The following is a 25,146-nucleotide window of genomic DNA, read 5'->3' on the forward strand; positions in this document are numbered from 1 at the left end:
GGCCCGTACGGGTGGGGGCGCGTCTGGTGGATGGAGCCCAGCTTCTTCGGGTAGCCCTGGTGCAGCCCGCGGGCGATCGCGAAGTCCTTGTCGACCCAGATGTAGACGCAGCGGGAGTACGTCCGCCCCTCGAAGGAGCAGCGGACGACGACGAAGCACTCCTTGTACTGCGCGCGGACCGGGTCGAGCAGCTCCTCCCCGGACTCCGAGCACGACTGCCAGTCGGCCCAGATGATCGCGACCGCGCCGGGGTCGTCGGCGGCGGGGGAGAGCGGCTCGGGGAGCAGCTCGGCGACGCGCGCGGGGTCCGTGCGGTACTCGACGGTGAGCAGGTCGCCCGAGTAGTGCCACGGCGGGCTCGGGATCAGCGACGATCGTCCCGTCGCGGTCTTGGGGTGCAGGAAGCCTCGGACGGTCGCCACCACGTTCCTCCCGGCGGATTGTTTGGGCCCGTACGATAGTGCCTCCCGGGCGGAATCGCCACTCCGACCCCCTGGCGATCAGGGGGTTCGCGCGTGGAGTGTTGTCAGGAGTGTCCGTCCGCCATATGGTTTGAGGCCAAATGAGTTTGAGGGAGTGCGCGTGAGCCGACCGGTCGAGGACGTGGTGAGGGAACTGGCCGCCGACGGGATCGACGTGGTCCGGGTGTCCTACCCCGACCTGATCGGCGTCGAACGGGCGCGGGACGTGCTCGTCGAGCGGCTGCCCGCGGCCGTCGACCACGGCCTGTCGTTCTGCCGGGCCGTCTACCACACGACCCCGGGCGGCGAGACCGTCGAGGTCCCCGGCGGCATGGACGCCGGGCTCCCCGACATCTGCGTCCGTCCCGACCTGTCGACGCTGGCGAAGATCCCGTGGGAGGACGGCGTCGCGTCCTGCCTGGGCGAGGCGTACGAGCCCGCGAGCGACGACCTCTGCCCCGAAGGGCCCCGCGAGGTGCTGCGCCGCGCCATCGGCAGGCTGGGCGAGCTGGGGGTCCACGCCGTCGCCGGGCCCGAGTTCGAGTACTACCTCTGCGAACGCGACCCGTCCTCGCCCACCGGGTGGCGCCGGTACGCCGACGCGACCGGCAACGTCTACACCTCCGGGCGCAAGGGCGACCCCGACGGCCACGTCCTGCGGACCCTCCGGCACCTGCGCGACCTCGGCCTCGGCGTGACGATGGGCAACCACGAGTTCGGCGGCGGCCAGTTCGAGATCAACCTCGACCACTCCGCCGCGCTCGACGCCGCCGACCGCGCGTTCCGGTTCAAGTCGTCCGTCCAGGAGATCGCGCAGAGCGAGGGGCGGCTCGCCACGTTCATGGCCAAGCCGTTCAACGACCAGGACGGGTCAGGCTTCCACGTCCACCTGTCGTGCCTGGACGCCGATGGCCGCAACGTCTTCGAGGGGTCCGAGAGCGACGGTCTGTCCGAGACCGCGCACCACGCCGTCGCCGGAGTCCTGGAGCACGCGCCCGCGCTCGCGGCGCTGCTCAACCCGACGATCAACTCCTACAAGCGGTTCGGGCCCGACAGCCTCGCCCCCTGGCTGATCGACTGGGGCCTGGACAACCGCAGCGCCATGGTCCGGATCCCGCCGGAGCGCGGCGCCGCGTCCCGGCTCGAGGTCCGGCTCGGGGACGCCAGCGCCAACCCGTACCTGGGGATCGCCGGCCTGGTCGCCGCCGTCTACCTGGGCCTGCGGGACAAGGCGTCCGCGCCGCCGCCGCTGGAGGGCTACGGCTACGACTCCGCCAAGTCCCCCGTCCTGCCCGGCGACCTGTCCGCCGCGCTCGACGCCCTCGCCGCCGACGAGGCGCTGACGGACGTGCTCGGCGCGCAGTTCGTCACCGCCTTCCTCGCCTACAAGCGCGACGAGGTCGCGCGCTTCCGCCGGCACGTCACCGACTGGGAGTTCCGCGAGTACGCCTACCACCTCTGAGCGCCCTCACCAAGGAGGCCCGTTGCCGAACGAGACGCTGGCCGTCGATCTCGCCGACCTCGACAACTTCATGGACGACGAGACCCCCTGGCGGATGTTCGAGGCCCTGCGCCGTGCCGAGCCCGTCCACTGGAACCCCGAGCCGGACGGCGGCAGCGGCTTCTGGTCCCTCACCCGGCACGCCGACATCGTGGCCGCCGACCGCGACTCCGCGACGTTCACGTCCGAGAAGTTCGTCAACCTGGAGGAGGTGGACGAGCGCCAGGCCGAGATCCGCCGCTCCATGCTGGAGATGGACGGGCCCCGGCACCTCGCGATGCGGCGGTTGCTGTCACGCGAGTTCACGCCACGCGCCATCGCCGGATACGCGACGTTCCTGCGCGGCCTAACGGCCCGCACCCTCGACGCCGCGCTCGCCAAGGGCACGTTCGACTTCGTCGAGGAGATCGCCGCCGACTTCCCGATCAACGTGCTGGCCCGCATGCTGGACGTCCCGGACGGCGACACCCGGCGCCTCATCGACTGGGGCAACCGGATCATCGCCAACACCGACCCCGAGTACGCCGACGTCCTGCTGCACAGCGCGGAGAGCGAGCGGTACCGCGACCTGCCGTTCCGCAGCCCCGCGTCGCTGGAGGTCTTCGAGTACGGCCGCGAGCTCGCCGCCCGGCGCCGCGGCGGCGCGGGCACCGACCTCATCAGCCGCCTGGCCAACCAGACCCCGATGGACGGCGAGCCCCTCTCCGACCGCGACTTCGACAACTACTTCCTGCTGCTCGTCGTCGCCGGGAACGAGACCACCCGGCACGCCATCACCCACGCCATGCGGGCCCTGATCGACCACCCCGGCCAGGCCGAACGCCTCCGCGCCGATCCCGGCCTGATGCCCGCGGCCGTCGAGGAGTTCCTGCGCTGGGCCTCGCCCGTCTACCACTTCCGCCGCACCGCGACCCGCGACACCGAGGTGAACGGGACGGCGATCAGCGAGGGCGACAAGGTCGTTCTGTGGTTCGCGTCCGGCAACCGGGACGAGGCGGTCTTCGCCGACCCGCACCGCTTCGACGTCACCCGCAGCCCGAACGACCACATCTCGTTCGGCAAGGGCGGCCCCCATTACTGCCTGGGCGCCGCGCTCGCCCGCCTGGAGATGCGGATCATGTTCGAGGAGCTGCTGCCCCGCCTCGCCGACATCCGTCTCGCGGGTGAGGTGCGCCGCGTCCGCTCCAACTTCGTCAACGGCATCAAGCAGATGCCGGTGACCGTCACGCTCGCCTAGGCGTACGGGTCGGCCGAGTTCAGCGCGAGTTCGCGGACCTGCACCAGGTCGTCGTCGGTGTAGCCGGCCGGCAGCTCGATCCCGAGCGCCTGGAACAGGTCGCGGATCTCATCCGGGGACGGGACGCCGCTCAGCTGCATGCCCTTCACCGACTGCAGCGGCAGGCGCTTGGCCTGCTGGAAGCTGACGTGCAGCTCCGAGTCCCAGACCAGGTACGACGGCGTGCCGCTGTTGATCACGAGCGCGGGGAACTCCGGCCCCCGCTGGGTGAAGATCAGGCAGCTCGACGACAGCTCGTAGCGCAGCAGCGAGTAGGCGGAGGAGAGCCGGACGTCGATGTCGAGGAGCTCGTAGTGGTGCTGGTGCCAGCACGCGGCGAGGATCGTGGCGAACAGCTCGCGGCGCGTCTCCTCCACCGTCCACGACTGCTCCGGGCTGTCCGGGCCCGTCGCGAGCCTCTGGTGCAGGCGCACGAACTGGTGGCACAGGTCCGGGTTCATGGGGTCGAGGATCTCCAGCCGGAACTCCAGCCTGCGCCGCCTCGGCTTGGCCCTCGACACGCACTCCGGCAGCGTGACCGCGCGGATGTAGGCGCCGGTGGCGCCGCGGAACACCCAGCGGTCGGTCTCGCGGCGCGCCTCGGTCAGGACGCGGTTGCACTCGTGGCCGCTGATGACGCGCACGTCCATCTGCTTCTGCAGCGCCTTGATGGACTGCTGGACCTCGTCGCCGCGGGTGTCGCTCCGGGCGCGGTCGCGCAGCAGCACGAGGGAGACGACGGCCAGGGTCGCCATGGTGGCGCTCTGCACGACCTTGCTGGAGGCGGCACCCGCGATGTCCAGGCCGAGGATGGCGACCGCGAGGACGAACGCGACGGCGACGTCGACATAGCTCGTCAGCAACTTCCACAACCGCTGCATCCACCGCTCCCGTCACGCCCTGCGACCCCGCCGCGACGATCTTAGCCATCGCCGCGACGGCGCCAGAACCCTTTCTGCGAAGGGGATCGGTCCAGCCGGGGGCGCGTCCCTCGCACCCTCACGCGTGGACGAACGGAAGGTCGAAGTACGCGAACAGTGCCTCGTCGATGAAGCTCGATATGTGAGTGATGCCGGAGCGGGTGACGGTGAGCACCTGAATGGAGTGCGCGCGCAGGACGCCGTCGTCGCGCCGCAGGTACATCGCGAAGGCGGGCTGGCCGTTCGCGACGGTGGGCACGAGCCTGGTCACGCCGGGGACGGGTGACAGCCGCGCGCTGAGCAGCCGTCCCACGGCGTCCCGTCCGGAGAACCAGTGCGGGACGGGCGGCATCTCCCAGACCGCCTGCTCGGTGAGCAGCCGGGTGATCGCCGGGATGTCGACCGCCTCGAAGGCCCTGGCGAACCGGTCGAGGAGCTCGCGCCGCACCGGGTCGTCCGGCTCGGTGATCTCCTCGCTGGCCGGGACGAGCCGCTCCAGCCGGGCGCGGGCGCGCAGCAGCGTGCTGTTCACCCCCGCGCCGGTCATGCCGAGCATCTCCGCGACGTCGGCCGCCGGCCAGGCCAGCACGTCGCGCAGGATCACCACGGCCCGCTGCCTGCCCGGCAGGTACTGCAGCGCGGCGATCAGCGCCAGCCGCAGCCCGGCCCGCGACGCCACGATCGCGGCCGGGTCGTCCGGCGCGCGGCCGGTCAGCCGTTCGGAGAACGGCTCCAGCCAGGTCACCTCGGGGGCGCGCATACCGGGCGGCGGCGGATCGTCCGACGGCGAGGCGAGCCCGGACGGCATCACCCGCCGGCTGCTGTGCTGCAAGGCGTTCAGGCACGTGTTGGTCGCGATCCGGTACAGCCACGTCCGCAGCGACGCCCTGCCGTCGAACGCGTCGTACGAGCGCCACGCACGCAGATAGACCTCCTGGACCAGGTCCTCGGCGTCGTGCACCGAACCGAGCATGCGGTAGCAGTAGGCCAGCAGTTCGCGCCGGAACGGGTCGGTCAGCCGCGCGAACTCCTCGGCCCTTGTGTTCCTCTCATCGGTCTTCGTCAAGACGCACCTCCCCATGTACTGACAGGCGTCGGCGGCGGAAGTCGTCGGCTCTCCTCCGCTGAATTTCACGGCTCGGCCGGTTTGTACAGGTGACCGGTGAAACACGTTCACCCGAGAACCGAAGGACCGCGCATGGCGCAGAGGACACGCGGCTGGCTGCTCGGCCTGACCGCGACGGCGTCGCTGATGGTGGCGCTGGACGCGACGGTGGTGGCGACCGCGCTGACCAGCATCCGGCAGGACCTGTCCGCCACCCTCGAACAGCTCGAATGGACGGTGAACGCCTACAACCTGACCTTCGCCGCGCTGCTGATGACCGGCGCCGCGCTCGGCGACCGGCTCGGACGCCGGCGGATGTTCGCCGCCGGGCTGGGGCTGTTCACGGCCGCGTCGGCGGCGTGCGCGCTGGCCCCCGGCATCGGCTGGCTGATCGCGGCACGCGCCGTCCAGGGCGGCGGGGCCGCGCTGGTGATGCCGCTGGCGATGGCGCTGCTCAGCCACGGGTTCCCGCCCGAGCGGCGCGCCAAGGCGCTGGGGATCTTCGCCGGGCTGACCGGCCTGGCGGTCGTCGCCGGGCCGGTGGTCGGCGGGATCGTCACCGAGGGGCTGGCCTGGCAGTGGATCTTCTGGCTCAACGTGCCGATCGGCCTTGCCGTCATCCCGCTGGTGCTGCGGCGCGTGCCGGAGAGCCGCGGGGCGGGGGCGTCCTTCGACGTCGGCGGCGTCGTGCTGGTGACCGGCGGCGCGCTGGGTCTCGTCTGGGGCCTGATCCGCTCCGGTCCCGCCGGCTGGGACGCGTTCGAGGTGGTCGGCGCGCTGGTGGCCGGGGCCTTGCTGCTGGCGGGGTTCGTGGCGTGGGAACTGCGCGTCCGGCAGCCGATGGTGCCGATGCGGCTGCTGCGCTCGCGCGGCTTCTCCGCGGGCAACGCCGCCGGGCTCTTCATGTACGCGTCGCTGTACGGGTCGCTGTTCTTCATGACCCAATTCCTCCAGGCGGGCCTGGAGAAGGGACCGCTGGCCACCGGGCTGCACCTCGTCCCGTGGACGGCGACGGTGACCGTGGTGGCGCCGGTCGCGGGGGCGCTGGTGAACCGCGTCGGGTCCCGTGCCCTCACCTCCGCCGGGCTGGCCATGCAGGCCGCCGGGATGGGCTGGATCGGGCTCGTCGCCGCGCCGTCGATGGCGTACTCGCAGCTCATCGCGCCGATGATCCTCGCGGGGGCCGGGGTCAGCATGGCGATGCCAGCCGCGCAGACGTCCGTCATGAACGCCGTCGCGCCGCCGGAGATCGGCAAGGCGTCCGGCGTCTTCAACACCCTGCGGCAGTTCGCCGCGGTGTTCGGGGTCGCGATCCTTGCGGCGGTCTTCGCCGCCGAAGGCGGCTACGGCACGGCGCGGACCTTCGCCGACGGCTTCGCCCCTGCCATCGCGGTGAGCGGCGCGCTGTCCCTGGCCGGTGCGCTCGCCGGCCTGCTCATCCCCCGGGCGCCTGGGTCGGCCGGGGCGGACGGGCCCGGACGCTACGATCGCCGCAGCGTCCCCCGGAGGAAGTATGCCGCGATTGAGTGAGATGGTGCCGCCCCCGGTCACGAGGGGGCTGCTTCGCGCGGTGTTCGGGCTGCCAGGGCCGGTCAAACGGCTGATCGCCGGGCCGCCCGTGCGGCGGGACGGCCAGCGGCTCGACCTGGACGCCCAGCTCCTCCTGCTCATGACGCGGCTGGAGGGCGGGCGCCTGGGGGCGGCCACGGTGGAGGAGGCGCGGCGCGGTCTCCAGCGAGGGCAGACCTATCTCGACCGGGTGCCCGCACGTCCGGTGCGGACGCGGGACGTCGACGCGGACGGCGTCCCGGCGCGGCTCTACACGCCGCAGGGCCTGCCGGAAGGGTCCCCGCTGCTCGTCTTCTACCACGGCGGCGGATGGGTCATCGGCGACCTCGACACCCACGACACGGTGTGCCGCTACCTGGCCGTCCACGCCGAGGTGCGGGTGCTGTCGGCGGCCTACCGGCTCGCCCCGGAGCACCGGTATCCGGCGGCGGCGGACGACGCGCTCACCGCCTACGGGTACGCGGTGGCGAACGCCGGGAACCTGGACGCCGACCCGGCGGCCATCGCGGTCGGAGGCGACAGCGCGGGCGGCAACCTCGCGGCCGTCGTCGGGGTGCTCGCCGAACGCAAGCCCGACTTCGCACTGCTGTTCTACCCGGCGACCGACTTGACGGTCAGGCGGCGGTCGCGGGAGCTGTTCGGGGACCGGTTCTACCTGACCGACGACGACATGACGTGGTTCAGGGACCACTACTGCCCGGACAACGAACGGCGTGCCGACCCGGCCGCGTCGCCGCTGCTCGCCGAAGACCTGAGCGGGTTCCCGGCGACGTACCTGGTCACGGCCGGGTTCGACCCGTTGCGCGACGAAGGGGAGGCGTTCGCGCTGCGGCTGGAGGAGGCCGGGGTGCCGGTCGCGATGCACCGCCAGGACGACCTCTTCCACGGCTTCACGAACCTGTGGTCGCTGGGCGGACGGTTCCAGGAGGCGATGTCCGAAGCGGCCGGGGCCCTGCGCACCGGACTGTACGCAGGGCCCCGCCGGCAGCGTTAGAGCGGCAGCGCTAGAGAGGCAGACCCGTGAGGATCATGACCTTCTCCTCGGTGTAGTCGGCCATCGCGGAGCGCAGCCCCTCGCGTCCGACGCCCGAGTCCTTCACGCCGCCGTACGGCATCTGGTCGGCGCGGTAGGACGGGACGTCGCCGATCACCACGCCGCCGACCTCCAGCTCGCGGTGCGCGCGGAACGCGATGTCGAGGTTGCGCGTGAACACGCCCGCCTGGAGCCCGAACTTGGAGTCGTTGACCAGCGCGAACGCCTCGTCCACGCCGTCCACCGGCTGGACGAGCATGACCGGGCCGAAGACCTCCTCGCGGGACACCTTGGCGTCGGCGGGCACGTCCGCCAGCACCGTGGGCGCGTACGCGGCGCCCTCGCGGGTGCCGCCGGTCAGGACCTTCGCGCCCGCGGCGGCGGCCTCGTCCACCCAGGACTCGACGCGCTCGGCGGCCTCCTGGCTGACGAGCGGCCCGACCTGGGTCTTGTCGTCCCACGGGTCGCCGGTGACGAGGGATCCGACCGTCTCGACGAGCTTCGGCACGAACTCGTCGTAGACGGAGCGGTCCACGTAGACGCGCTGGACGGCGATGCAGCTCTGCCCGGCCTGGTAGTTGGAGAACAGGCCGATCCGCTTGGCGGCCCAGTCGAGGTCGGCGTCCGGCAGGACGACCGCCGCGCCGTTCCCGCCGAGTTCGAGCGTGACGTGCTTGCGCGGCGCCCGGTCGTTGATCGCCCAGCCGACGGGCACGGACCCGGTGAACGACACGATCGGCAGGCGCGGGTCGTCGACGAGGTCGGACGCCCGGTCGTTCGGCACCGTCAGGACGGAGAACATCCCGGCGGGCAGGTCGGTCTCGGCGAGCAGCTCGCCGAGCAGCAGCGCGGACAGCGGCGTCGCCGGGGCGGGCTTGAGCACGATCGGCGTCCCGGCCGCGATCGCCGGGGCGATCTTGTGGGCGGCGAGGTTCAGCGGGAAGTTGAACGGCGAGATGCCGAGCACCGGGCCCCTCGGCACGCGGGTGATGTAGGCCATCCGGCCCTCGGCGGCCGGGTCGGTGTCGAGCCGCTGGGTGGTGGCGCTGAACCGGCGGGCCTCCTCGGCGGCGAACCGGAACGTGGAGATCGCGCGGGTCACCTCGCCGCGCGCCCACAGCAGCGGCTTGCCGTTCTCGCCGGTGATCAGCCGGGCGACCTCCTCGGCCCGCTCGGTGAGCCGCCTGGACACGTGCGCGAGCGCCTCGGCGCGCACGTGCAGGGGCAGCGCCGCCGCCTGCGCGCGGATCGCGTGCGCCGCGGCGACGGCCTCCTCCACCTGCCCGGGGGTCGGGACGGCCGCCGTCCCGACCACGCGGCCGTCGTAGGGATGCGTAACGGTCAGCTCACCGTCACCGGTCTCGGGCCGGCCGGCCAGCCAGAATGGGGTCACGTTCATGACTTCACGCTATCCCCGGCGGGCGCGTATGCGAGTCTCCGCGGTGTCCAATCCGGTCGTCCGGATTGGACGTGATGGAGAGCGCGATCCACAGTTCGGCGCGGACGGCCGGGTCGTCGGGGTCGCGTCCGAGGAGCTCGGCGGCCTTGCGCATCCGTGACCGGAGCGTGTGCCGGTGGACGCCGAGCGCCCGCGCCGCCGCCTCGCCCTGCCCGTTGGCCGCCACGTACGCCCGGACGGTCTCGACCAGGTCCTCGTCCCGGAGCGGCGCGAGGAGCGTGTCGGCGAAGGCGTGCGCGAGTCCGGGCTCCAGGAGCCACAGGACGCCCTGCCCGGGAAGCGCGGAGTAGTGGACGGCGTCCCGGTGCGACCGGACGGCCGCGGCCAGCGCGTCCTCGGCCTGCCGCAGCGCGGTTCCGAGATCGTCCGCGGCGGGCTCGGACACTCCCACCGGGCCGAGGGCCGCGAGCAGCGGCTCGACGGCGCCGATCACCTCGTCCGGGACGATCACGGCGGCGTGCCCGTCGAGCGGCAGCGTCAGGCACCGCGCCCCGGCGGGGTCGGACTCCAGGACGTCCAGCACGGCGGGCCCGCCCGCGCAGGCCAGCACGCGCACCGGCCCGTTCGGCACCGCGGGCGCGTCGCCTGGGCGTCCGAGCAGCAGCGCCGCGAGCGAGGCCCGCAGGTCGCGGCCGGTCCGCGGCCTCTCCGACTGGAGGGTCAGCAGGGCGACCGCGGCGCCGACGATCGTGTGCGCGACGTGGGGGAGTGGCGCGCCGGTCCCCACGGCGAGGAAGCCGCGCGGGCGCCCGCCCAGGCCGATCCGCTGCACGACGATGTGATCGTCCGGCACGGCCAGCGCCACGCTCGCCGCCCGGCCCCCGTCCGCCGGACGGCCCCGCCGCAGCCGCGCCAGCTCCGGCGCGATGGCCTCGGCGCGGTCGCGGGCGGCGGCGGGCTCGGCGTGCTGGACGGCCCCCGACGCGTCGAGCAGCAGCGCCCACCCGCCGAGCAGCCGCGCCAGCCGCGCGACGAGCGCGCCGGGCCCGGTCAGCGCGGCGCGGGTCAGCTCGCGCTGCGCCTGGAACGCGCGGGTCACGTCCTCGTACATCTCGGCGGCGAGCATCCGCGAGACGGCCTTGCCGATGGCGATGAACGGGGTCGGGCGCGGCACCTCCAGCAGGACGAGCCCCTGGTCCCGCGCCGCCGTGATCAGCTCGGGCGGGACGTCGTCGTGAATGACGCCGACCGCGAACCCGAGCCCGGCGACGCCGCGTCCGACCAGCCGGGACACGTAACCGGCGGCGTTCGCCCCGCTCAGCCGCATGCCCGTGGTGAGGACGAGCTCGCCCCCCTCGAGGAACGGCGTCGGGTCCTCCAGCTCGCTGACGGCGACCCATACGACCAGGGCGTCCGGCAGCGGTCCGGTGAGCGACCGGAGGCCGAGCTGCGGGAGGGCGGCCACGGAGGCCAGAGTGGGCGGCATCGCAATCCCTGTGCAAAGTGTCTATCCCTAGGGGCGGATTTCGCCGTCCCGTACGGTTCATCGTAGGCGGCCGCCGATCTATGTTCAGGCCATGACCAGCCAGGACCCTGCCCTGACCGCGAGCGGCGCGCGGCTGCCGCAGGAACGACGCGTCGTGACCGAGATCCCCGGCCCGCGCTCCCGGGAGCTGCAGAAGCGCCGGACGGCGGCCGTCCCGCCGGGCGTCGGCAGCGTGCTACCGGTGTACGTGACGGACGCCGACGGCGGCGTGGTCGTCGACGCGGACGGCAACTCGCTGATCGACTTCGGCTCCGGCATCGCCGTCACCGGCGTGGGCAACGCCAACCCGCGGGTCGCGGCGCGGGTGAAGGCGCAGGCCGACCGGTTCACCCACACCTGCTTCATGGTCGCGCCGTACGAGTCGTACGTCGCGGTGTGCGAGAACCTCAACCGGATCACGCCGGGCGACCACGAGAAGCGCTCGTTCCTGGTGAACAGCGGCGCGGAGGCGGTGGAGAACGCCGTCAAGATCGCCCGGTACGCCACCGGGCGGGACGCGGTCGTCGTGTTCGACCACGGCTACCACGGCCGGACGCTGCTGACGATGACGCTGACCGCGAAGAACATGCCGTACAAGCACGGGTTCGGGCCGTACGCGCCCGAGGTCTACCGGATGCCGCTCGCCTACCCGTTCCGCTGGCCGACCGGCCCGGAGAACTGCGGGCCCGAGGCGGCGGCGCAGGCGATCGACCAGATCAGCAAGCAGATCGGCGCGACGAACGTCGCGGCCGTGCTGATCGAGCCGATCCAGGGCGAGGGCGGGTTCATCGAGCCCGCGCCGGGGTTCCTGCCCGCGCTCGCCGAGTTCTGCCGCGCGAACGGCGTCCTGTTCATCGCGGACGAGGTCCAGACGGGCTTCGCCCGGACGGGCGACATGTTCGCCTGCGAGCACGAGGGGATCGTCCCGGACCTCGTCACGACGGCGAAGGGCATCGCGGGCGGGCTGCCGCTCGCCGGGGTCACCGGCCGCGCCGACATCATGGACAAGGTGCACGGCGGCGGGCTCGGCGGCACCTACGGCGGCAACCCGCTGGCCTGCGAGGCGGCGCTGGCGGTGCTGGAGGAGATCGAGGACGGCAAGCTCACCGAGCGCGCCCGCCGGATCGGGGAGATCATGCTGCCCCGGTTGCGCGCCCTCGCCGCCGGGCATCCCGCGATCGGGGACGTCCGCGGCCGCGGCGCGATGGTCGCGATCGAGCTGGTGCGGCCGGGCACGAAGGAGCCCGATCCGGAGCTGACCGCGCGGATCGCGGCGCGCTGCCACGAGCGGGGGCTGCTCGTGTTGACGACCGGGACGTACGGGAACGTCCTGCGCTTCCTGCCGCCGCTCGTCATCCCGGAGGAGCTGCTCGCCGAGGGCCTCGACGTCCTTGAGGAGGCGTTCGCGGGCTGACCTGCGCGAACAACGGCCGCCGGCCCCCGAAGGGGGTCGGCGGTTCCGGCATGCCCGGGTACCTGTGAACGGCGTCACTCCGTTACGCGTCCGTTATTGACCCTTCGTTATCGGGCCCCGTACGTTCGCAATACGTTTGGGCCCAAATTTTCACCCCGAGGGGCGAGGGACGGAGTGCGAGGGATGGCTATGGACGCGACCCCGGACCTGGTGCTGCTGGACGGCGAGGTCCTCACGGTCGACGCGGAGTTCTCCGTGGCGCGGGCGGTGGCGATCATCGGCGGCAGGATCAGCGCGGTCGGCGGCACCGGCGAGATCCGCGCGCTGGCCGGGCCGCGCACGCAGATCGTCGACCTGCGGGGGCGCACCGCGCTCCCCGGCATCAACGACTCGCACCTGCACGGCGCCGCGTTCGGCACGACCCGCCCGCCGCTGGCGATCGACGTCGCGTTCCCCACCGTCCGGTCGATCGCCGACATCCAGGAGTCGGTGAAGGCGGCCGCGTCCGGGACCCCGGAGGGCGAGTGGATCCGCGGCTACGGCTGGGACCCCGGCTACCTCTCCGAATGCGGTGACGGTGGCCGGATGCCCGACCGCGCCGACCTCGACGCCGTCGCCCCGAACCACCCCGTCTACCTCCAGGACTTCACCGGCCACCTCACCTGGGTCAACTCCCGCGCCCTCGACCTGGCCGGCGTCACGCGCGACACCGCCGTCCCCGAGGGCGGCGTGATCCACACCGACGGCGCGGGCAACCCGGCCGGGCTGCTCGCCGAGGGCGCGCAGGAGCTGATCCAGGGACGCCTGCCCGCCTACACCCGCGAGGAGATCGAGCGGGCCATCCGCGAGAACGTCGCCGTCCTGCACAAGGAGGGCATCACCAGCTACACCGAGCCGGGCCTCGGCCCCGGCGGCAAGAGCCTGTTCGCCGGCGCGTCCGACCAGCTCACCCTGGACGTCTACGGCGACCTGGCCCGCGCCGGCGACCTCGGCGCCCGCGTCAGCGTCCTGCTGATGCTCCACGGCATGGGCGGCTCGGTCGCCGAGATCACCGAGGGCCTCGCGAGCGCCCGCGTCCCGGACGACGTCGACCCGCGCATCCTCCGCGTCATCGGCGTCAAGCTCTTCGCCGACGGCACCCCGCCCAACAAGACGGCGTGGATGCGCGACGAGTACGCCGGCGGCGGCGGGTTCGGCTGCCTCTGCGTGCACGGCGCGACCGACGCGCACCGCACCACCGAACTGAACGAGATGATCCGCCTCGCGCACATCGCCGGGCACCAGCTCGGCGTGCACGTCACCGGCGACCGCTCCCTCGACGCCGTCGTGGACGCGCTGGAGGCCGCGCAGATCCAGCACCCCCGCGACGATCCGCGGCACTACGTCATCCACGCCGACCTCCCGGGGCCGCAGAGCCTCCGCAAGCTCGCCGAGCACCGCTTCGGCGCGAACATGAACCCGGCGATCAAATGGACGATCGTCGACATGCTGGCAGAGATGCTCGGCCCCGAACGGGCCGCCTACCAGTACCCCGTCCGCTCGGCGCTGGAGGCGGGGATCCCCGTCACCGCCAGCTCCGACGCCCCCGTCACCTACCCCAACTGGCGGCAGGGCATCGCGGCGATGATGCTGCGCGAGTCGAAGGCCAGCGGCCGCGTGTACGGCCCGGAGGAGTGCGTCGGGCTGCCCGACGCGATCCGGGCGTACACCGTCAACGCCGCCTGGCAGGACTTCGCCGAGGACTGGAAGGGCACCCTCGAACCCGGCAGGGCCGCCGACGTCACCGTCCTCGACGGCACCATCACCTCGCTCGACCCGCACGACCTCCCGGACGTCCCCGTCGCGATGACCGTCTTCGACGGCGGGGTCGTCCACAGCACCGAAGGTCTCTGACATGCGAACCTCACATATCGCACGCATCCTCGCCGCCGCCGTCCTGGCGCTGCCCCTGGCCGCCTGCGGCTCCGGTTCCGGTACCGGGTCCGACGGGCCGATCGACATCGGGTCGGTGTCGACGCTGAGCGGCCCGGTCACCTTCCCCGAGGCGTCGGCCGCGGCCAAGGCCGTGTTCGACGACGTCAACGCCAAGGGCGGCATCAACGGACGCAAGATCGCCTATACCGCCGCCGACGACAAGGGCGACCCGGCCAGCGCCGCCCTCGCCGCCCGCGACGTCATCCAGAACAAGAAGGCCGTCGCCCTCGCCGGCGGCGCCAGCCTGGTCGACTGCCAGGTCAACGGCCCGCTGTACCAGCAGAACAAGATCACCGACGTGCGCGGGATCGGGGTGGACCCGGGCTGCTTCAGCTCGCCGAACATCTCGCCGGTCAACACCGGCCCGTTCTTCGGCTCGACGGTGTCGCTGTACTACGCGTCCGAGACGCTGAAGCTCGACAAGATCTGCGCGTTCTTCGTCATCATCGGCAGCACCGCGAACGCCTACAAGGAGGGCGTCGACCGCTGGTCCAAGATCACCGGCAAGAAGCTGCTGATCACCGACCTGAGCCTGTCGGCGAACACCACCGACTTCACGCCCTACATCCTGCGGGCGCGGGACGCGGGCTGCGAGGCGGTGCTGTTCAACGGCGTCGAGCCCATGCTGATCGGCTGGGTGAAGGCCGCGCAGGCGCAGAAGGTCAAGGACATGAAGTGGCTGTTCCTCGCGCCCGCCTACACCGTCGAGGTGGCGAAGGCGCTCGGTGCCGCCGGCAAGGACATCAACGCGCTGTCGGAGTTCGAGCCGTACACCGACGAGCAGTCCCCGGCCAACAAGGACTGGCGCGACACCATGACCCGGCACAAGCTGCCGCTCACCGCGTTCGCGCAGGGCGGGTACCTGGCCGCCCAGCACCTGGTCACGGTGCTGCGCTCGATCAAGGGCGACATCACCCGCGAGTCCGTCACCGAGGCGATGAAGAACCTCAAGCCGCTGCCCTCGGAGATGACCGGCCTGCCGTTCGCGTTCGGGTCCGGCGACTCGCACGCCTCCAACCTCGCCGCCAAGTTCGTCCAGCCGGACGGCAAGGGCGGCTGGACCGTGCTCACCGACGACTGGATCAAACTGCCCAATGGTTGAGGGAGCGATAGCGGGACTCGCCGGCGGCGGCGCGTACGCCGCGCTCGGCCTCTGCCTGACGCTGATGTTCCGGCTGGTCAAGGTCGTCAACTTCGCGCAGGTCGCGATAGGCGTGATCGGCGTCTACACGATGGCGATCCTGGCCGAGCACGGCTGGCCCTACGGCCTCGCCGCGCTCGCCGGGCTGCTCGCCGCGACGCTCTGCGCCGCCGTGCTCGGCTGGGTGATGGGCAGATGGTTCGGTGAGGCGGGCCCCGACCAGCGTTCCGCGATCTCGATCGCGTTCCTGGTCAGCCTGCTCGCCGTGTCCTACCTGGCGTTCGGGACGGACCCGCGCCGCATGCCCGGCCAGTTCGGCGGCTCGCTCTTCACCGTGAACGACATCACGATCACGCAGGCCGCGGCCGTGTGCACGGTCGGGTCGATCGCGGTGGCGGCGGGGGCGTGGCTCGTCCTCACCCGGACGGTCCTCGGGCTGCGGCTCCGCGCGCTGTCGGAACGTCCGACGACCGCGGAGCTGCACGCCATCCCGTCCCGGCGGCTCGGCGTCCTGATGTGGGCGGTCACCGGGCTGCTGTCGGCGGCGGTGCTGCTGGTCATCGCGCCGCAGCAGACCAGCGACCAGACGTCGCTGGCCCTGATGATCATCCCTGCGGGGGCCGCCGCGCTCGTCGGCGGCTTCCGCAGCCTCGGCCTCACGGTCGCGGGCGGGCTCGGGCTCGGCGCGCTGCAGGGCGCGCTCGCTCACGTGTCCGAACTGCAGCAGTACCGCGACACGGTGCCGTTCCTGGCGATCCTCGCCATCCTGATCTGGTCCCAGCGACGGGAGGTGTGGGATGTCGCGCGTTGATCTCACGTTCGTGCGGCAGCCGCTGCTGGCGCTGGCGGTCGTCGTGGTCGCGGCGGTCGCCGTCCCGCAGTACTGGCTGTTCCTCGCGACGTCCGCGCTGGTGTCGGCGGTCGCGCTGCTCGGCCTCGGCATCGTCGGGCGCGCCGGCATGAACTCGCTGTGCCAGCTGTCGTTCGCCGCCGTCGGCGCCTGGACGGTCGCCCAGCTCAACGTCTGGAACGCCCCGGGGACGCTGATCCTCTGGACGATCGCGGGCGGCGTCGTCGCGATGCCGTTCGGGATCCTGATCGGGCTCCCGGCGCTGCGGCTGCGCGGCGTGCACCTCGCCGTCGTCACACTCGGGTTCGCCGCGGCGGCGGCCGTCGTCGTCTCCGCGGTCAACTTCCCCGGCGTCGACACCTACCAGCAGGTGCTGCGGCCCGAGTTCATCGCCACCGACCGGCAGTACTTCGTCTACGCGGGCCTGCTGTTCGTCGTGCTCGCGCTCGGCGTCGAATGGGTCGGGCGCACCCGGATGGGCGCGGCGTGGCGGGCCGTCCGGTTCTCCGAGCGCGCCACCGCCGCCGCCGGGACGAGCGTCGCCCGCGCCAAGCTGTCGGCGTTCGCGCTCAGCGCGTTCGCGGCGGGCCTCGCGGGCGGGCTGCTCGCCGGGCAGGTCGGCATGATCACCGCGCAGAACTTCGGGGTGATCGCGTCGCTGGCGCTGTTCGTCGTCGCGGTGATGGCGGGCAGCGAGTTCATCTTCGGCGCCCTGTTCGGCGGCTTCCTGATCATGTTCGTGCCGGAGTTCTTCCGCCGCGCCGGGATCTCGCAGGACTGGGCGAACGTGCTGTTCGGCGTCGGGGCCGTCCAGGCGCTGTCGCAGGGCAGCAGCATCATGGAGGGGCTGGCCCGCCGGCTGCGCGCGCGCCGTCCGGCTCCAGTGCCGCCGCCGCGAGATCCGGCGGACGGCGGTACACCGCCGCTCGGCACCAAGCCGCTGCTGAGGGCGGAAGGGCTCACCGTCCGGTTCGGGCAGGTCGCCGCGCTGCAGGACGTCGACCTCACCGTCCCCGAAGGCACCGTCATGGGCCTCATCGGGCCGAACGGCGCGGGCAAGTCGACGCTCACCGACGCGCTGTCCGGCTTCATCAGGGACGCCGCCGGGACGGTCGCGCTCGACGGCCGCAGCCTGGACGGGCTGCCCGTGCACCGCCGCGCCGCCGCCGGGCTGCGCCGCACCTTCCAGCAGGACCGCGTCCCGACCGGCCTCACCGTCGGCGCCTACCTGCGCTTCGCCGCGCACCGCACGGTCACCCGGGACGAGCTGGAGGACGTCCGCGACTTCCTCGGCTGCCCGCCCGCGGCGGCGCACGTCCTCGACCTGGACGTCGGCAGCCGCCGCCTGCTTGAGGTGGCCGCCGCGATCCTCGCCCGGCCCAAGCTCATCGTCCTGGACGAGCCCGCCGCCGGACTCGCCCACGCCGAGTCGCTCGCGCTCGCCGACCGGCTCATCGAGGTCCCGGCCAGGTACGGCGCGTCCGTGCTGCTCATCGAGCACGACCTGGACATGGTCCGGCACGCCTGCGCGACGATCGTCGTCCTCGACGCGGGCTCGGTCATCGCGGCGGGGCCGCCGGCCGAGGTCCTCGCGAGACCCGAAGTGGCGCGCGCCTACCTGGGAGACGAGGTGGCCCTCACATGAAGGAGCTGAAGCTGGAGGACGTGTCGGTCGGGCGGGGCGGCGCCCCGATCGTCCGGGACGTCGGCCTGACCGTCACCGCCGGGGAGGTCACCGTCCTGCTCGGCCCGAACGGCGCCGGGAAGACGACCCTGCTCGAAGCGATCGCGGGCGTCCTGCCCATCACGGCCGGGAGGCTGACCGGGGACGGCGCCGACCTCACCGGCCTCGACCGGGTGACGCGGGCCAAGCGCGGCATCGCGCTCGTCGAGCAGGGCCGGACGGTCTTCAGCGGCCTCACCGTCGCGGAGAACCTGCGCGTCGCGCGGCGCGGCACCGGAGGCGACCGCGCCCTCGAACTGTTCCCCGAGCTGACCAAGCGCATGGACGTCCAGGCCGGGCTGCTGTCCGGCGGCGAGCAGCAGATGGTCGTGCTGGCCCGCGCGCTGTCGATGTCGCCGTCCGTGCTGCTGATCGACGAGATGTCCCTCGGCCTCGCGCCGGTGATCGTGAAGCGGCTGCTGCCCGCCGTCCGCGCCCTCGCGGACGCGGGCGCCGCGGTCCTGCTGGTCGAGCAGTTCGCGACGCTCGCGCTGGAGATCGGCGACACCGCGCACGTCCTGGCCGGCGGCCGGCTCACCCACAGCGGCCCGGCGGCCCCGCTGCGCAAGGCCCCCGACGTCCTGCACGCCGCCTATCTTGGTGAGCCTGCGGGCCACAGCTGAGGAGATGGAATGCAACGGGTTCTGATCGTCACCGGCGGGGGCAGCGGGATCGGCGCCGCAGTCGCCGCGGACGCGGCCGGACGCGGCGACACGGTCGTGGTCTGCGGGCGCCGCAAGGACGCGCTGGAGCGGGTCGCCGCCGCGACCGGGGCCGAGCCCCGCGTCTGCGACGTCTCCTCGCCCGAGGCCGTCGCGGACCTGGTGTCCGGCGTCGTCGCCGCGCACGGACGCCTGGACGGGGTCGTCGCCAACGCGGGCGTCCTGCGCAACGGCGGCGTCCTCGACCTGTCGCCCGAGGACTGGAACATCACCGTCCAGACCAACCTGACCTCGGTGTTCCTGCTGGCCAAGGCCGCGCTGCCGCACCTGATCGAGACGAAGGGGTCGATCGTCGCGGTGTCGTCGGTGGCGTCGCTGCGCGTCCCGCTGGGCTGCGCCGCCTACGCCACGTCCAAGGCCGGGCTGACCATGCTGACCCAGACGATCGCGGTGGACTACGGGCCGCAGGGCGTCCGCGCCAACGTGGTGTGCCCGGGCTGGATCCGCACCGAGATGTCCGACATGGAGATGGGCTACTTCGGCGAGCCGTACGGCCTCGGCCCGGAGGAGGCCTACGACGAGGTCACGCGGCTCGTCCCGCAGGGCAGGGCGGGGACGTCCGAGGAGGCCGCGGCGGCGGTCATGTGGCTGCTCGGCCCGGAGGCGTCCTACGTGAACGGCGCCGTGCTGAGCGTGGACGGCGGCACCGCCCTGCCCGACCCCGGCACCATCCCGTTCAACTTCCAGGTCACACCGCGCTAGGCGCGAAGCTGTCCTTGTAGAGGTCGGCGAGGATGTCGTAGGAGCGCAGCCGGTCGGCGTGGTCGTAGACCTGCGTCACCACCATGACCTCGTCGACGCCGGACCGCTCGATCAGCGCGTCCATCCGCCTCCGGACGGTCTCCGGCCCGCCGATGACCTGGTCGGCGAGCCGCGAGTCGATCATCTGCCGGTCCAGCGCCGTGTACGGGTAGGCCGCCGTCTCCTCCGGCGTCGGCAGCGGGCCCGGCGCGCCCCGCCGCAGCCGCAGGAACGCCAGCGCCTGCGGCCGCGCCAGCTCCAGCGCCCGCTCGTCGGTGTCGGCGGCCGTGACCGACACGCCGATCATCGAGTACGGCTCGTCCAGCGCGCCCGGACGGAACGACTCCCGGTACAGGCTCAGCGCGGGCACCGTGTTCTGCGCGCTGAAATGGTGCGCGAACGCGAACGGCAGCCCGAGCAGCCCCGCCAGCCGCGCGCTGTATCCGCTGGATCCGAGCAGCCACACCGGCGGCTCGTTGCCCGCCGCCGGCGTCACCTTGCCGCCCGCGGCGAAGTAGCCGCGCAGCTCGGCGACCTGCTCGGGGAAGTCGTCCACCGACAGGGCCTCGGGGGAGCGCCGCAGCGCGAGCGCGGTCGCCTGGTCGGTGCCGGGCGCGCGGCCGAGACCGAGGTCGATGCGCCCCGGGTAGAGCGCCTCCAGCGTCCCGAACTGCTCGGCGACCACCATCGGCGCGTGGTTCGGCAGCATCACCCCGCCCGACCCGACCCGCATCTCGGACGTCGCCGCCGCGACCTGCCCGATCAGCACGGCCGTCGCCGAGCTGGCGATGCCCGGCATCGCGTGGTGCTCGGCCAGCCAGTACCGGTGGAACCCGAGCCGCTCGGCGTGCCGGGCCAGGTCGAGGGTGTTGCGCAGCGCCTGGCCGGACGTGGAGCCGCTGACGACGGGCGCGAGATCGAGGACGGAGAAGGGAACGCTCATAACGAGCGTCAACCCCGGACGCCCCTGTCCTCTTCCCGTCGCCCGAGTAACGCGCTACCTGAGCAGCGCGCCGAGCCCGAGCACGGCCAAGGCGATGAAGGCGAGGCCGCCGGGAACCGCGATGCTGATCCACGACCAGTTCACCAGCCTGCGCGCCCGCGCGGGATCCTCGGCGAACACGGTCTCGGACCGCGTGTAGAGCATCGCGGCGACCACGAGCAGCGGCAGGAAGGCGAACATGGTGAGGACGCCGAGGACGAACGCGGCCACCTGGCCGAACCGGGTGTACGTCCCGTCCGCGCCGATGCCGAACGCGGTGCCGGAGACGGGCGCGGGGACGGAGGCGGCGGAGACTGCTTCTGTCATGCGAGCACACCGATCACTAGCGAAAGTGATGTAGATCATACGCTTCGTGACCGCGCCGCGCGAGGGTCCTGTCGCCCTTTTCTCGGACGACCGGCCAACAGATTCAGCGCAGCCGCAGCCCCAGCGGAGCCCCGGCGGTGAGGCCGGCGGTCAGGACGGCCGCGAGTGCTGCTGCTGTTCGGCGCATGGCGGGAGAGTACGGTCGCGCACTCGGCGTCCCGCGAACCGTTAATGAAGACTCCACCAATTTGCACTGGATTGTCGGATTCTTGAAAATCGCTTGATCAAGGCGTAAAGGAAACGCCGTCCGGCCCCGCCTCGATATCCGGCAGAACCCGGACGCGAGAGAACGACAGAGGGAGAGCCGTGGCGGAGTCGCCGGTCGGATCCGAGTACGCCCGCACCCGCGACATCGTCGTCGTGTTCGCCGTGCTGATGGTCCTCACGGCGGTGCTGGTGATCGTCCTCGTCCAGGCGTGGCCGCCGGGGCCGCGGACCGGGCCGGACGGGCGCACCGAGATCGTGCCGGTGTCCAAGACCCTGCACCTGGCGGGGTGGTCGCCGACGATGTCCCGCGAGACGAGCCTGTTCGTGATCGTCATGGCCGCGGGCGCGCTCGGCGCGGTCGCGCACGTCCTGCGGTCGTTCTACTGGTACGTCGGGAACCGCGCGCTGCGCCGGAGCTGGCTGATGATGTACCTGCTGCTCCCGTTCGTCGGGGCGCTGTTCGGGCTCGTCGTCTACCTCGTCGTGCGCGGCGGGCTGACCTCGCCGCTGGGCGGGCCGTCCGACGTCAACCCGTACGGGGTCGCGGCCATCGCCGCGCTCGTCGGGCAGTTCTCCCGCGAGACGGCGGAGAAGTTCCGCGCGGTGTTCGCGACCCTGCTCGCGCCCGCGCGGCCGGGCCGCGACCACGCGCCCGCGCCGACGATCAGCGGGCTGGAGCCCGCCAGGGGGCCGGTCGGCGCCGCGGTCACCCTGCACGGCAGCGGGCTGGCGTCCGCGACGGCCGTCCGGTTCGGCGGGGTGCGGGCGTCGGTCACCGACGCGACGGACACGCTCGTCCGCGCGACGGTTCCGGCGGGCGCGACCTCTGGGCCCCCGATCGTGAACACGCCGGACGGCGCCGCCACCAGCCCGCAGCCGTTCACGGTCGAGTGAGGCCGCCGCCGGGCGACGCCTACTTGGGGTCCTGCCAGTGCTCGTGCCAGGCGTCGTAGGCCGCGCCCGGGAAGACGCGGGGCAGCTCGGACGTGGGCAGCCGCCCTAGCTCGGCGCCCGTCCTGGACACGCCGAACTGGCGCTCGGTCACGTACGCGGTGCGGTGCAGGGTCTTCGGACCGGCGACGAGGCAGGTGTAGCGGGTGCCCGGGAGGTCCTCGTCCGGGATGGCGGCGCCGACCGCGAGGCTGTTGGAGACCGTCACCCACGTGCCGAGGCCCGCGACCTGCCGCTCGGCGCCCTGGTCCTCCCAGCGGTGCTCCAGGATCGGCTTGGAGAAGATCGGGACGAGCAGGTGCGACACCCCGCACGACTCCAGCTCGCGCTCCCAGCCGATCGAGCGTCCGAGGTCCTCGCAGATCAGGACGGCGAGGCGGCCGAGCGACGAGTCGAGCAGGCTGATCCGCGTGCCCGGCCTGGCGTACTCCACGGCCGTGCCGGACGGCGGAGCGTCCGGCAGCCGCCACAGCCGCATCTGCCCGGCGTCCAGCGTGAAGCCGGACAGCTTGTCCTGGACGAGGAGTTCCTGCCCCGTCCAGCGGTCGAGCAGAACCGAGCGGTTCGGCGGCGGGTCCTCGTCGCCGAGCGGGCCGCTGCCGAGCAGCAGGAACCGCAGCGGGCGCCGGTCGCGGTCGCGACCGGCGGTATCGAACGCGACCTCTTTCCAAAGTTCGAGCAGCGAGTCCGACAGCGACGCCTCCGGCATGACGGCGAGCTGGGCGCCGGACTCGTCCAGCCGCCGGACGATCGCCTTGACGCGGCTGCGGATCCCGGACGAGTCCATCGGCCGGAGCCGGTACACGGTCATCCCGTGCCGCTCCTCGAACTCGATGTCCACGTCGTCGAAGGTCTCCAGCACCGGCGCGCACCCGACCGCGACCGGCTCCTCCCGGCTGAAGTGCGGGTCGTTCACCGCGGGCAGGACCCGGTGGTCGATCTTGTCCCACTCCTGCTGCGGGACGCGGTGGACGCCGAAGAACTCCGCCTTGGTGCGCAGGCCGCGGGGCCGTCCGGGGAACGCGCAGCGGGGGAGCAGCGCGCCCGTCGTGCCGTGCCCGTTCAGCTTGCCCTCGGTCAGGTAGTTGACCAGCACGGCGGCCAGCGCGGGAGCGCCGTGGTAGGGCCCATACGGGCTGGCGTGGGCGAGCGCGTGGTCGAGCCCGAGCATGATCGTGAACCGGCCGAGGTCGCCGCGCGCGGCGATGATCTCCGCGGTCTCGGCGGGGTCCAGGACGCCGCCGTCCAGGACGGTCTCGGCGATCTCGTTCGCCCGCCGCCGGACCTGTTCGTCGGCGTACCAGCGCGTGGCCGTCCAGTCCTGGAAGACGCCGTCCGCGATCGAGTCGTAGAGCCGGACGAAGAGATCAGCTGGTTCGGCCGGGTAGTCGGCTGCGGCCAACTGATCCGTCATAAGCGCCCCCGGGGGTTGACACACGTGGTTACGGGTGGTGGATCGATGCTAACTCTCGTGGCCGCCGGTTTCAGTGTCGTCGGCAACAGAGGCCGGTACCCTCATCACTTGACAATCACTTGGCATCCGCTCATGCTGGAGGGATCCCGGCGGTGCTCGTCGACCTTTTGGAGAGTGACCATGAGCGCTGTGCCCGCCCCCGCTCCCGCCCGCGACCGTGACCGCCGGACAGAGGTCCGGCGCCTCATCGACTCGATGGAACACGCCAAGGTCATCAGCGACGGGCACTTCAGCGCCCTCGGCATGCTGATCACCGACGCCTCGCTCAGCGCCGACGAGCCCGCCCTGGTGGAATGCCAGGACGGGCTCCAGTGGCTGCACCGCCACTACCTCGACGTCAACGCCCTCGACGGCCCGCAGCGCGAGCAGCGCGGACGCATCCTCGGGCTGATCGACGTCGTCCACTGGGCGCTCAAGCGGCTCCCGTCCGGCCTCCAGCTCGCGCTGCAGCCCGACGGGCACGCCGCCCGCTTCCTCCTCGCCGTGTACCGCCGGCAGGGCCTGTCCAACAAGGAGCTCGCCGCGGAGCTGCGCACCGACGAGACGGAGATCAGCCGGGTCGGCCGCAGGCTGCTGTCCGCGGGCGTCGTGTGGCGCAGGAAGGAGTGGCGCCACAACGCATGGGACCTGACACCCCGCGGCCGCCAGTACCTGGAGACCTCCGGCCTCCTCACCGGGGAGCTCGCCGAGGACGAGCCGTCCGGCCGCGCCGCCCGCCGCGCCGGGCCCGCCCGTTCCTCCGCCGAGCCCGAGCCGCGCTCGCCGGACGCCGTCCCGCAGCGGCAGGACGTGGGCCTGCCCGACCTGAACCACCCGTCCCCGTCGCCGGAACCGCCGCCCCGCTCCGCGCCCGGCTAAGGGGTCGGACGCTCCAGCACCGTGACCAGGCGGGCCAGGCCGTCCGCGCCGTGACCCTCGGCCACGGCGCGGTCGAGCAGATCGCGCAGCGCGACCAGGTACGACGGGTCCACGCCCTGGTCACGGCTGGTTTCCAGCAGCCCGGGGAAGGCGACCTGGCTGGTGGCGACGCTGGAGACGTCGGTGCCGAACTCGGCCTCGTCCACCGCCCGCGCGTATTCGGGGAACGACCCCATCATCGCGGTCAGCCACGCGGTGACCATCGGCGTGAACGTCGCCGCCTGCACCTTCTCCGACCGGACGAGCGCGACCGCGTGGAAATACCCGGCGAGCATCCCGTACATGGCGTCCAGCAGCGCGAGGTCGAACAGCGGCGCCAGACCTGGGTCACCGCCGAGGAACTGCGGCCTGCCCAGCGCGCCGAGAAGCGCCCGGTTCTCCTCGAACGCGGTCTCGTCGCCGCTGTAGAGGACGAGCGCGTCGGGCCCTCCGATCATCGGCGGGACGGCCATGATCCCGCCGTCCACGTACCGTCCGCCGCCGCCCGTGACGCGCTCGGCCAGCGCCCGCGCCTGCTTCGGCGTCCCGTTGGTGAGCTGGACGATCGTGCGCCCCGCCAGCGCATCTCCGGCGAGGACGTCGTCCGCGTCGGCGTACACGGACAGGCAGACGATCACCAGCGGGCTCGCCGCGATCGCCTCGGCGGCCGTCGCCGCCCGCCGGGCGCCCTTGGCCGCCAGCGGCTCGGCCTTGCCGGGCGAACGGTTCCAGACCGTGACGGAATGCCCGTTCTTCAGAAGCGCCTCGGCGAGCGCCGTCCCCATCAGCCCAAGGCCGAGGACGGTCACCGATGTCTGTTCGGTCATGGCAATTCCCCTTTCCATCAGGAGAATGAGCATGGTGCGCGCGGCTTCGGGAACCCTTCGGGCCGCA

At 72.6% G+C, this 25,146-nt stretch carries 22 protein-coding genes; 13 read left to right on the plus strand and 9 right to left on the minus strand.

Going from position 1 to position 25,146, the window contains the following annotated elements:
* Positions 1 to 422, minus strand: a 422-nt coding sequence (locus E1287_RS24670) for an acetoacetate decarboxylase family protein (protein WP_207934437.1), incomplete at its 3' end; no start/stop codon positions are given.
* A gap of 160 nt (positions 423 to 582) precedes the next feature.
* On the opposite strand from E1287_RS24670, the gene E1287_RS24675 reads away from it, so the two are divergent.
* Together E1287_RS24675 and E1287_RS24680 are read left to right on the plus strand one after the other, a co-directional pair.
* Entirely contained in the window at positions 583 to 1,923 is a 1,341-nt protein-coding gene (locus E1287_RS24675; protein WP_207934438.1) for a glutamine synthetase family protein, read from the plus strand.
* 22 nt (positions 1,924 to 1,945) lie between these two features.
* Entirely contained in the window at positions 1,946 to 3,199 is a 1,254-nt protein-coding gene (locus E1287_RS24680; RefSeq protein WP_243719416.1) for a cytochrome P450, read from the plus strand.
* On the opposite strand, the gene E1287_RS24685 is transcribed toward E1287_RS24680, so the two are convergent.
* Together E1287_RS24685 and E1287_RS24690 are read right to left on the minus strand one after the other, a co-directional pair.
* Positions 3,196 to 4,119 carry a hypothetical protein gene (locus E1287_RS24685; protein WP_131967432.1) on the minus strand — a complete coding sequence of 308 codons (924 nt, stop codon included), beginning with the start codon at positions 4,117 to 4,119 and terminating at the stop codon, positions 3,196 to 3,198. The genes E1287_RS24680 and E1287_RS24685 overlap by 4 nt on opposite strands.
* Positions 4,120 to 4,237: 118 nt before the next feature.
* Positions 4,238 to 5,224, minus strand: coding sequence for a sigma-70 family RNA polymerase sigma factor (locus E1287_RS24690; RefSeq protein WP_243719417.1), 987 nt, complete (start codon positions 5,222 to 5,224; stop codon positions 4,238 to 4,240).
* A 132-nt stretch (positions 5,225 to 5,356) separates the two neighbouring features.
* Between E1287_RS24690 and E1287_RS24695 the strand changes: the two genes are divergently transcribed.
* Together E1287_RS24695 and E1287_RS24700 are read left to right on the plus strand one after the other, a co-directional pair.
* Complete coding sequence (locus tag E1287_RS24695; protein WP_131967434.1) at positions 5,357 to 6,793, plus strand: MFS transporter; 1,437 nt, start codon at positions 5,357 to 5,359, stop codon at positions 6,791 to 6,793.
* A complete protein-coding gene (locus E1287_RS24700; RefSeq protein ID WP_131967435.1) occupies positions 6,777 to 7,826 on the plus strand; it encodes an alpha/beta hydrolase in 1,050 nt (349 codons plus the stop codon). The genes E1287_RS24695 and E1287_RS24700 overlap by 17 nt, the downstream gene beginning before the upstream one ends.
* Before the next feature lie 10 nt (positions 7,827 to 7,836).
* On the opposite strand, the gene E1287_RS24705 is transcribed toward E1287_RS24700, so the two are convergent.
* The gene (locus E1287_RS24705) at positions 7,837 to 9,264 is read right to left on the minus strand and encodes an aldehyde dehydrogenase family protein (RefSeq protein ID WP_131967436.1); all 1,428 of its coding nucleotides are present in this window, start codon (positions 9,262 to 9,264) and stop codon (positions 7,837 to 7,839) included.
* Positions 9,265 to 9,268: 4 nt separating this feature from the next.
* The gene (locus E1287_RS24710; RefSeq protein ID WP_131967437.1) at positions 9,269 to 10,750 is read right to left on the minus strand and encodes a PucR family transcriptional regulator; all 1,482 of its coding nucleotides are present in this window, start codon (positions 10,748 to 10,750) and stop codon (positions 9,269 to 9,271) included.
* Between the two features lie 91 nt (positions 10,751 to 10,841).
* Here E1287_RS24710 and gabT point away from each other — a divergent pair, with 91 nt between their 5' ends.
* The 7 genes from gabT to E1287_RS24745 all read left to right on the plus strand — a co-directional run bounded on the left by gabT (position 10,842) and on the right by E1287_RS24745 (position 19,315).
* Positions 10,842 to 12,203 (plus strand): 4-aminobutyrate--2-oxoglutarate transaminase, encoded by a 1,362-nt coding sequence (gabT, locus tag E1287_RS24715; protein ID WP_131967438.1) that lies wholly within the window; start codon positions 10,842 to 10,844, stop codon positions 12,201 to 12,203.
* Between the two features lie 183 nt (positions 12,204 to 12,386).
* Complete coding sequence (locus E1287_RS24720) at positions 12,387 to 14,096, plus strand: amidohydrolase (RefSeq protein WP_243719418.1); 1,710 nt, start codon at positions 12,387 to 12,389, stop codon at positions 14,094 to 14,096.
* Between the two features lies 1 nt (position 14,097).
* A complete protein-coding gene (locus E1287_RS24725) occupies positions 14,098 to 15,279 on the plus strand; it encodes an ABC transporter substrate-binding protein (protein WP_131967439.1) in 1,182 nt (393 codons plus the stop codon).
* A complete protein-coding gene (locus tag E1287_RS24730; protein WP_131967440.1) occupies positions 15,272 to 16,129 on the plus strand; it encodes a branched-chain amino acid ABC transporter permease in 858 nt (285 codons plus the stop codon). The genes E1287_RS24725 and E1287_RS24730 overlap by 8 nt, the downstream gene beginning before the upstream one ends.
* Positions 16,116 to 17,813: an ATP-binding cassette domain-containing protein gene (locus tag E1287_RS24735; RefSeq protein ID WP_131967441.1), complete on the plus strand. Its 1,698-nt coding sequence runs from the start codon at positions 16,116 to 16,118 to the stop codon at positions 17,811 to 17,813. Before E1287_RS24730 ends, E1287_RS24735 begins: the two co-directional genes overlap by 14 nt.
* On the plus strand, positions 17,810 to 18,514 hold the full coding sequence (locus E1287_RS24740) for an ABC transporter ATP-binding protein (RefSeq protein WP_131967442.1): 705 nt from the start codon (positions 17,810 to 17,812) through the stop codon (positions 18,512 to 18,514). Before E1287_RS24735 ends, E1287_RS24740 begins: the two co-directional genes overlap by 4 nt.
* A gap of 9 nt (positions 18,515 to 18,523) precedes the next feature.
* The gene (locus E1287_RS24745; RefSeq protein WP_131967443.1) at positions 18,524 to 19,315 is read left to right on the plus strand and encodes an SDR family oxidoreductase; all 792 of its coding nucleotides are present in this window, start codon (positions 18,524 to 18,526) and stop codon (positions 19,313 to 19,315) included.
* Here E1287_RS24745 and E1287_RS24750 read toward each other — a convergent pair.
* Positions 19,302 to 20,297: an LLM class flavin-dependent oxidoreductase gene (locus E1287_RS24750; RefSeq protein ID WP_131967444.1), complete on the minus strand. Its 996-nt coding sequence runs from the start codon at positions 20,295 to 20,297 to the stop codon at positions 19,302 to 19,304. The genes E1287_RS24745 and E1287_RS24750 overlap by 14 nt on opposite strands.
* A gap of 54 nt (positions 20,298 to 20,351) precedes the next feature.
* Positions 20,352 to 20,663, minus strand: coding sequence for a hypothetical protein (locus tag E1287_RS24755; protein WP_131967445.1), 312 nt, complete (start codon positions 20,661 to 20,663; stop codon positions 20,352 to 20,354).
* Between the two features lie 366 nt (positions 20,664 to 21,029).
* On the opposite strand from E1287_RS24755, the gene E1287_RS24760 reads away from it, so the two are divergent.
* On the plus strand, positions 21,030 to 21,824 hold the full coding sequence (locus E1287_RS24760; RefSeq protein ID WP_131967446.1) for an IPT/TIG domain-containing protein: 795 nt from the start codon (positions 21,030 to 21,032) through the stop codon (positions 21,822 to 21,824).
* A 19-nt stretch (positions 21,825 to 21,843) separates the two neighbouring features.
* On the opposite strand, the gene E1287_RS24765 is transcribed toward E1287_RS24760, so the two are convergent.
* Entirely contained in the window at positions 21,844 to 23,295 is a 1,452-nt protein-coding gene (locus E1287_RS24765) for a hypothetical protein (RefSeq protein WP_131967447.1), read from the minus strand.
* A 180-nt stretch (positions 23,296 to 23,475) separates the two neighbouring features.
* Here E1287_RS24765 and E1287_RS24770 point away from each other — a divergent pair, with 180 nt between their 5' ends.
* A complete protein-coding gene (locus tag E1287_RS24770; protein ID WP_131967448.1) occupies positions 23,476 to 24,213 on the plus strand; it encodes a MarR family winged helix-turn-helix transcriptional regulator in 738 nt (245 codons plus the stop codon).
* Here E1287_RS24770 and E1287_RS24775 read toward each other — a convergent pair.
* Positions 24,210 to 25,079 carry an NAD(P)-binding domain-containing protein gene (locus tag E1287_RS24775; protein ID WP_207934439.1) on the minus strand — a complete coding sequence of 290 codons (870 nt, stop codon included), beginning with the start codon at positions 25,077 to 25,079 and terminating at the stop codon, positions 24,210 to 24,212. The two genes, E1287_RS24770 and E1287_RS24775, sit on opposite strands and share 4 nt — an antisense overlap.
* Between the last annotated feature and the right edge of the window lie 67 nt (positions 25,080 to 25,146).

It is taken from the genome of Actinomadura sp. KC06 (assembly GCF_004348735.1).
GTDB lineage: Bacteria > Actinomycetota > Actinomycetes > Streptosporangiales > Streptosporangiaceae > Spirillospora.

What these genes read in the sequence shown, in the direction of transcription:
- E1287_RS24700 (WP_131967435.1), top strand. Translation starts at nt 6,777, where the DNA reads ATGCCGCGATTGAGTGAGATGGTGCCGCCCCCGGTCACGAGGGGGCTG.
- E1287_RS24695 (WP_131967434.1), top strand. Translation starts at nt 5,357, where the DNA reads ATGGCGCAGAGGACACGCGGCTGGCTGCTCGGCCTGACCGCGACGGCG.
- E1287_RS24745 (WP_131967443.1), top strand. Translation starts at nt 18,524, where the DNA reads ATGCAACGGGTTCTGATCGTCACCGGCGGGGGCAGCGGGATCGGCGCC.
- E1287_RS24705 (WP_131967436.1), bottom strand. Translation starts at nt 9,264, where the DNA reads ATGAACGTGACCCCATTCTGGCTGGCCGGCCGGCCCGAGACCGGTGAC.
- E1287_RS24710 (WP_131967437.1), bottom strand. Translation starts at nt 10,750, where the DNA reads ATGCCGCCCACTCTGGCCTCCGTGGCCGCCCTCCCGCAGCTCGGCCTC.
- E1287_RS24740 (WP_131967442.1), top strand. Translation starts at nt 17,810, where the DNA reads ATGAAGGAGCTGAAGCTGGAGGACGTGTCGGTCGGGCGGGGCGGCGCC.
- E1287_RS24755 (WP_131967445.1), bottom strand. Translation starts at nt 20,663, where the DNA reads ATGACAGAAGCAGTCTCCGCCGCCTCCGTCCCCGCGCCCGTCTCCGGC.
- E1287_RS24725 (WP_131967439.1), top strand. Translation starts at nt 14,098, where the DNA reads ATGCGAACCTCACATATCGCACGCATCCTCGCCGCCGCCGTCCTGGCG.
- E1287_RS24685 (WP_131967432.1), bottom strand. Translation starts at nt 4,119, where the DNA reads ATGCAGCGGTTGTGGAAGTTGCTGACGAGCTATGTCGACGTCGCCGTC.
- E1287_RS24720 (WP_243719418.1), top strand. Translation starts at nt 12,387, where the DNA reads ATGGCTATGGACGCGACCCCGGACCTGGTGCTGCTGGACGGCGAGGTC.
- E1287_RS24765 (WP_131967447.1), bottom strand. Translation starts at nt 23,295, where the DNA reads ATGACGGATCAGTTGGCCGCAGCCGACTACCCGGCCGAACCAGCTGAT.
- E1287_RS24730 (WP_131967440.1), top strand. Translation starts at nt 15,272, where the DNA reads ATGGTTGAGGGAGCGATAGCGGGACTCGCCGGCGGCGGCGCGTACGCC.
- E1287_RS24770 (WP_131967448.1), top strand. Translation starts at nt 23,476, where the DNA reads ATGAGCGCTGTGCCCGCCCCCGCTCCCGCCCGCGACCGTGACCGCCGG.
- gabT (WP_131967438.1), top strand. Translation starts at nt 10,842, where the DNA reads ATGACCAGCCAGGACCCTGCCCTGACCGCGAGCGGCGCGCGGCTGCCG.
- E1287_RS24775 (WP_207934439.1), bottom strand. Translation starts at nt 25,079, where the DNA reads ATGACCGAACAGACATCGGTGACCGTCCTCGGCCTTGGGCTGATGGGG.
- E1287_RS24750 (WP_131967444.1), bottom strand. Translation starts at nt 20,297, where the DNA reads ATGAGCGTTCCCTTCTCCGTCCTCGATCTCGCGCCCGTCGTCAGCGGC.
- E1287_RS24735 (WP_131967441.1), top strand. Translation starts at nt 16,116, where the DNA reads ATGTCGCGCGTTGATCTCACGTTCGTGCGGCAGCCGCTGCTGGCGCTG.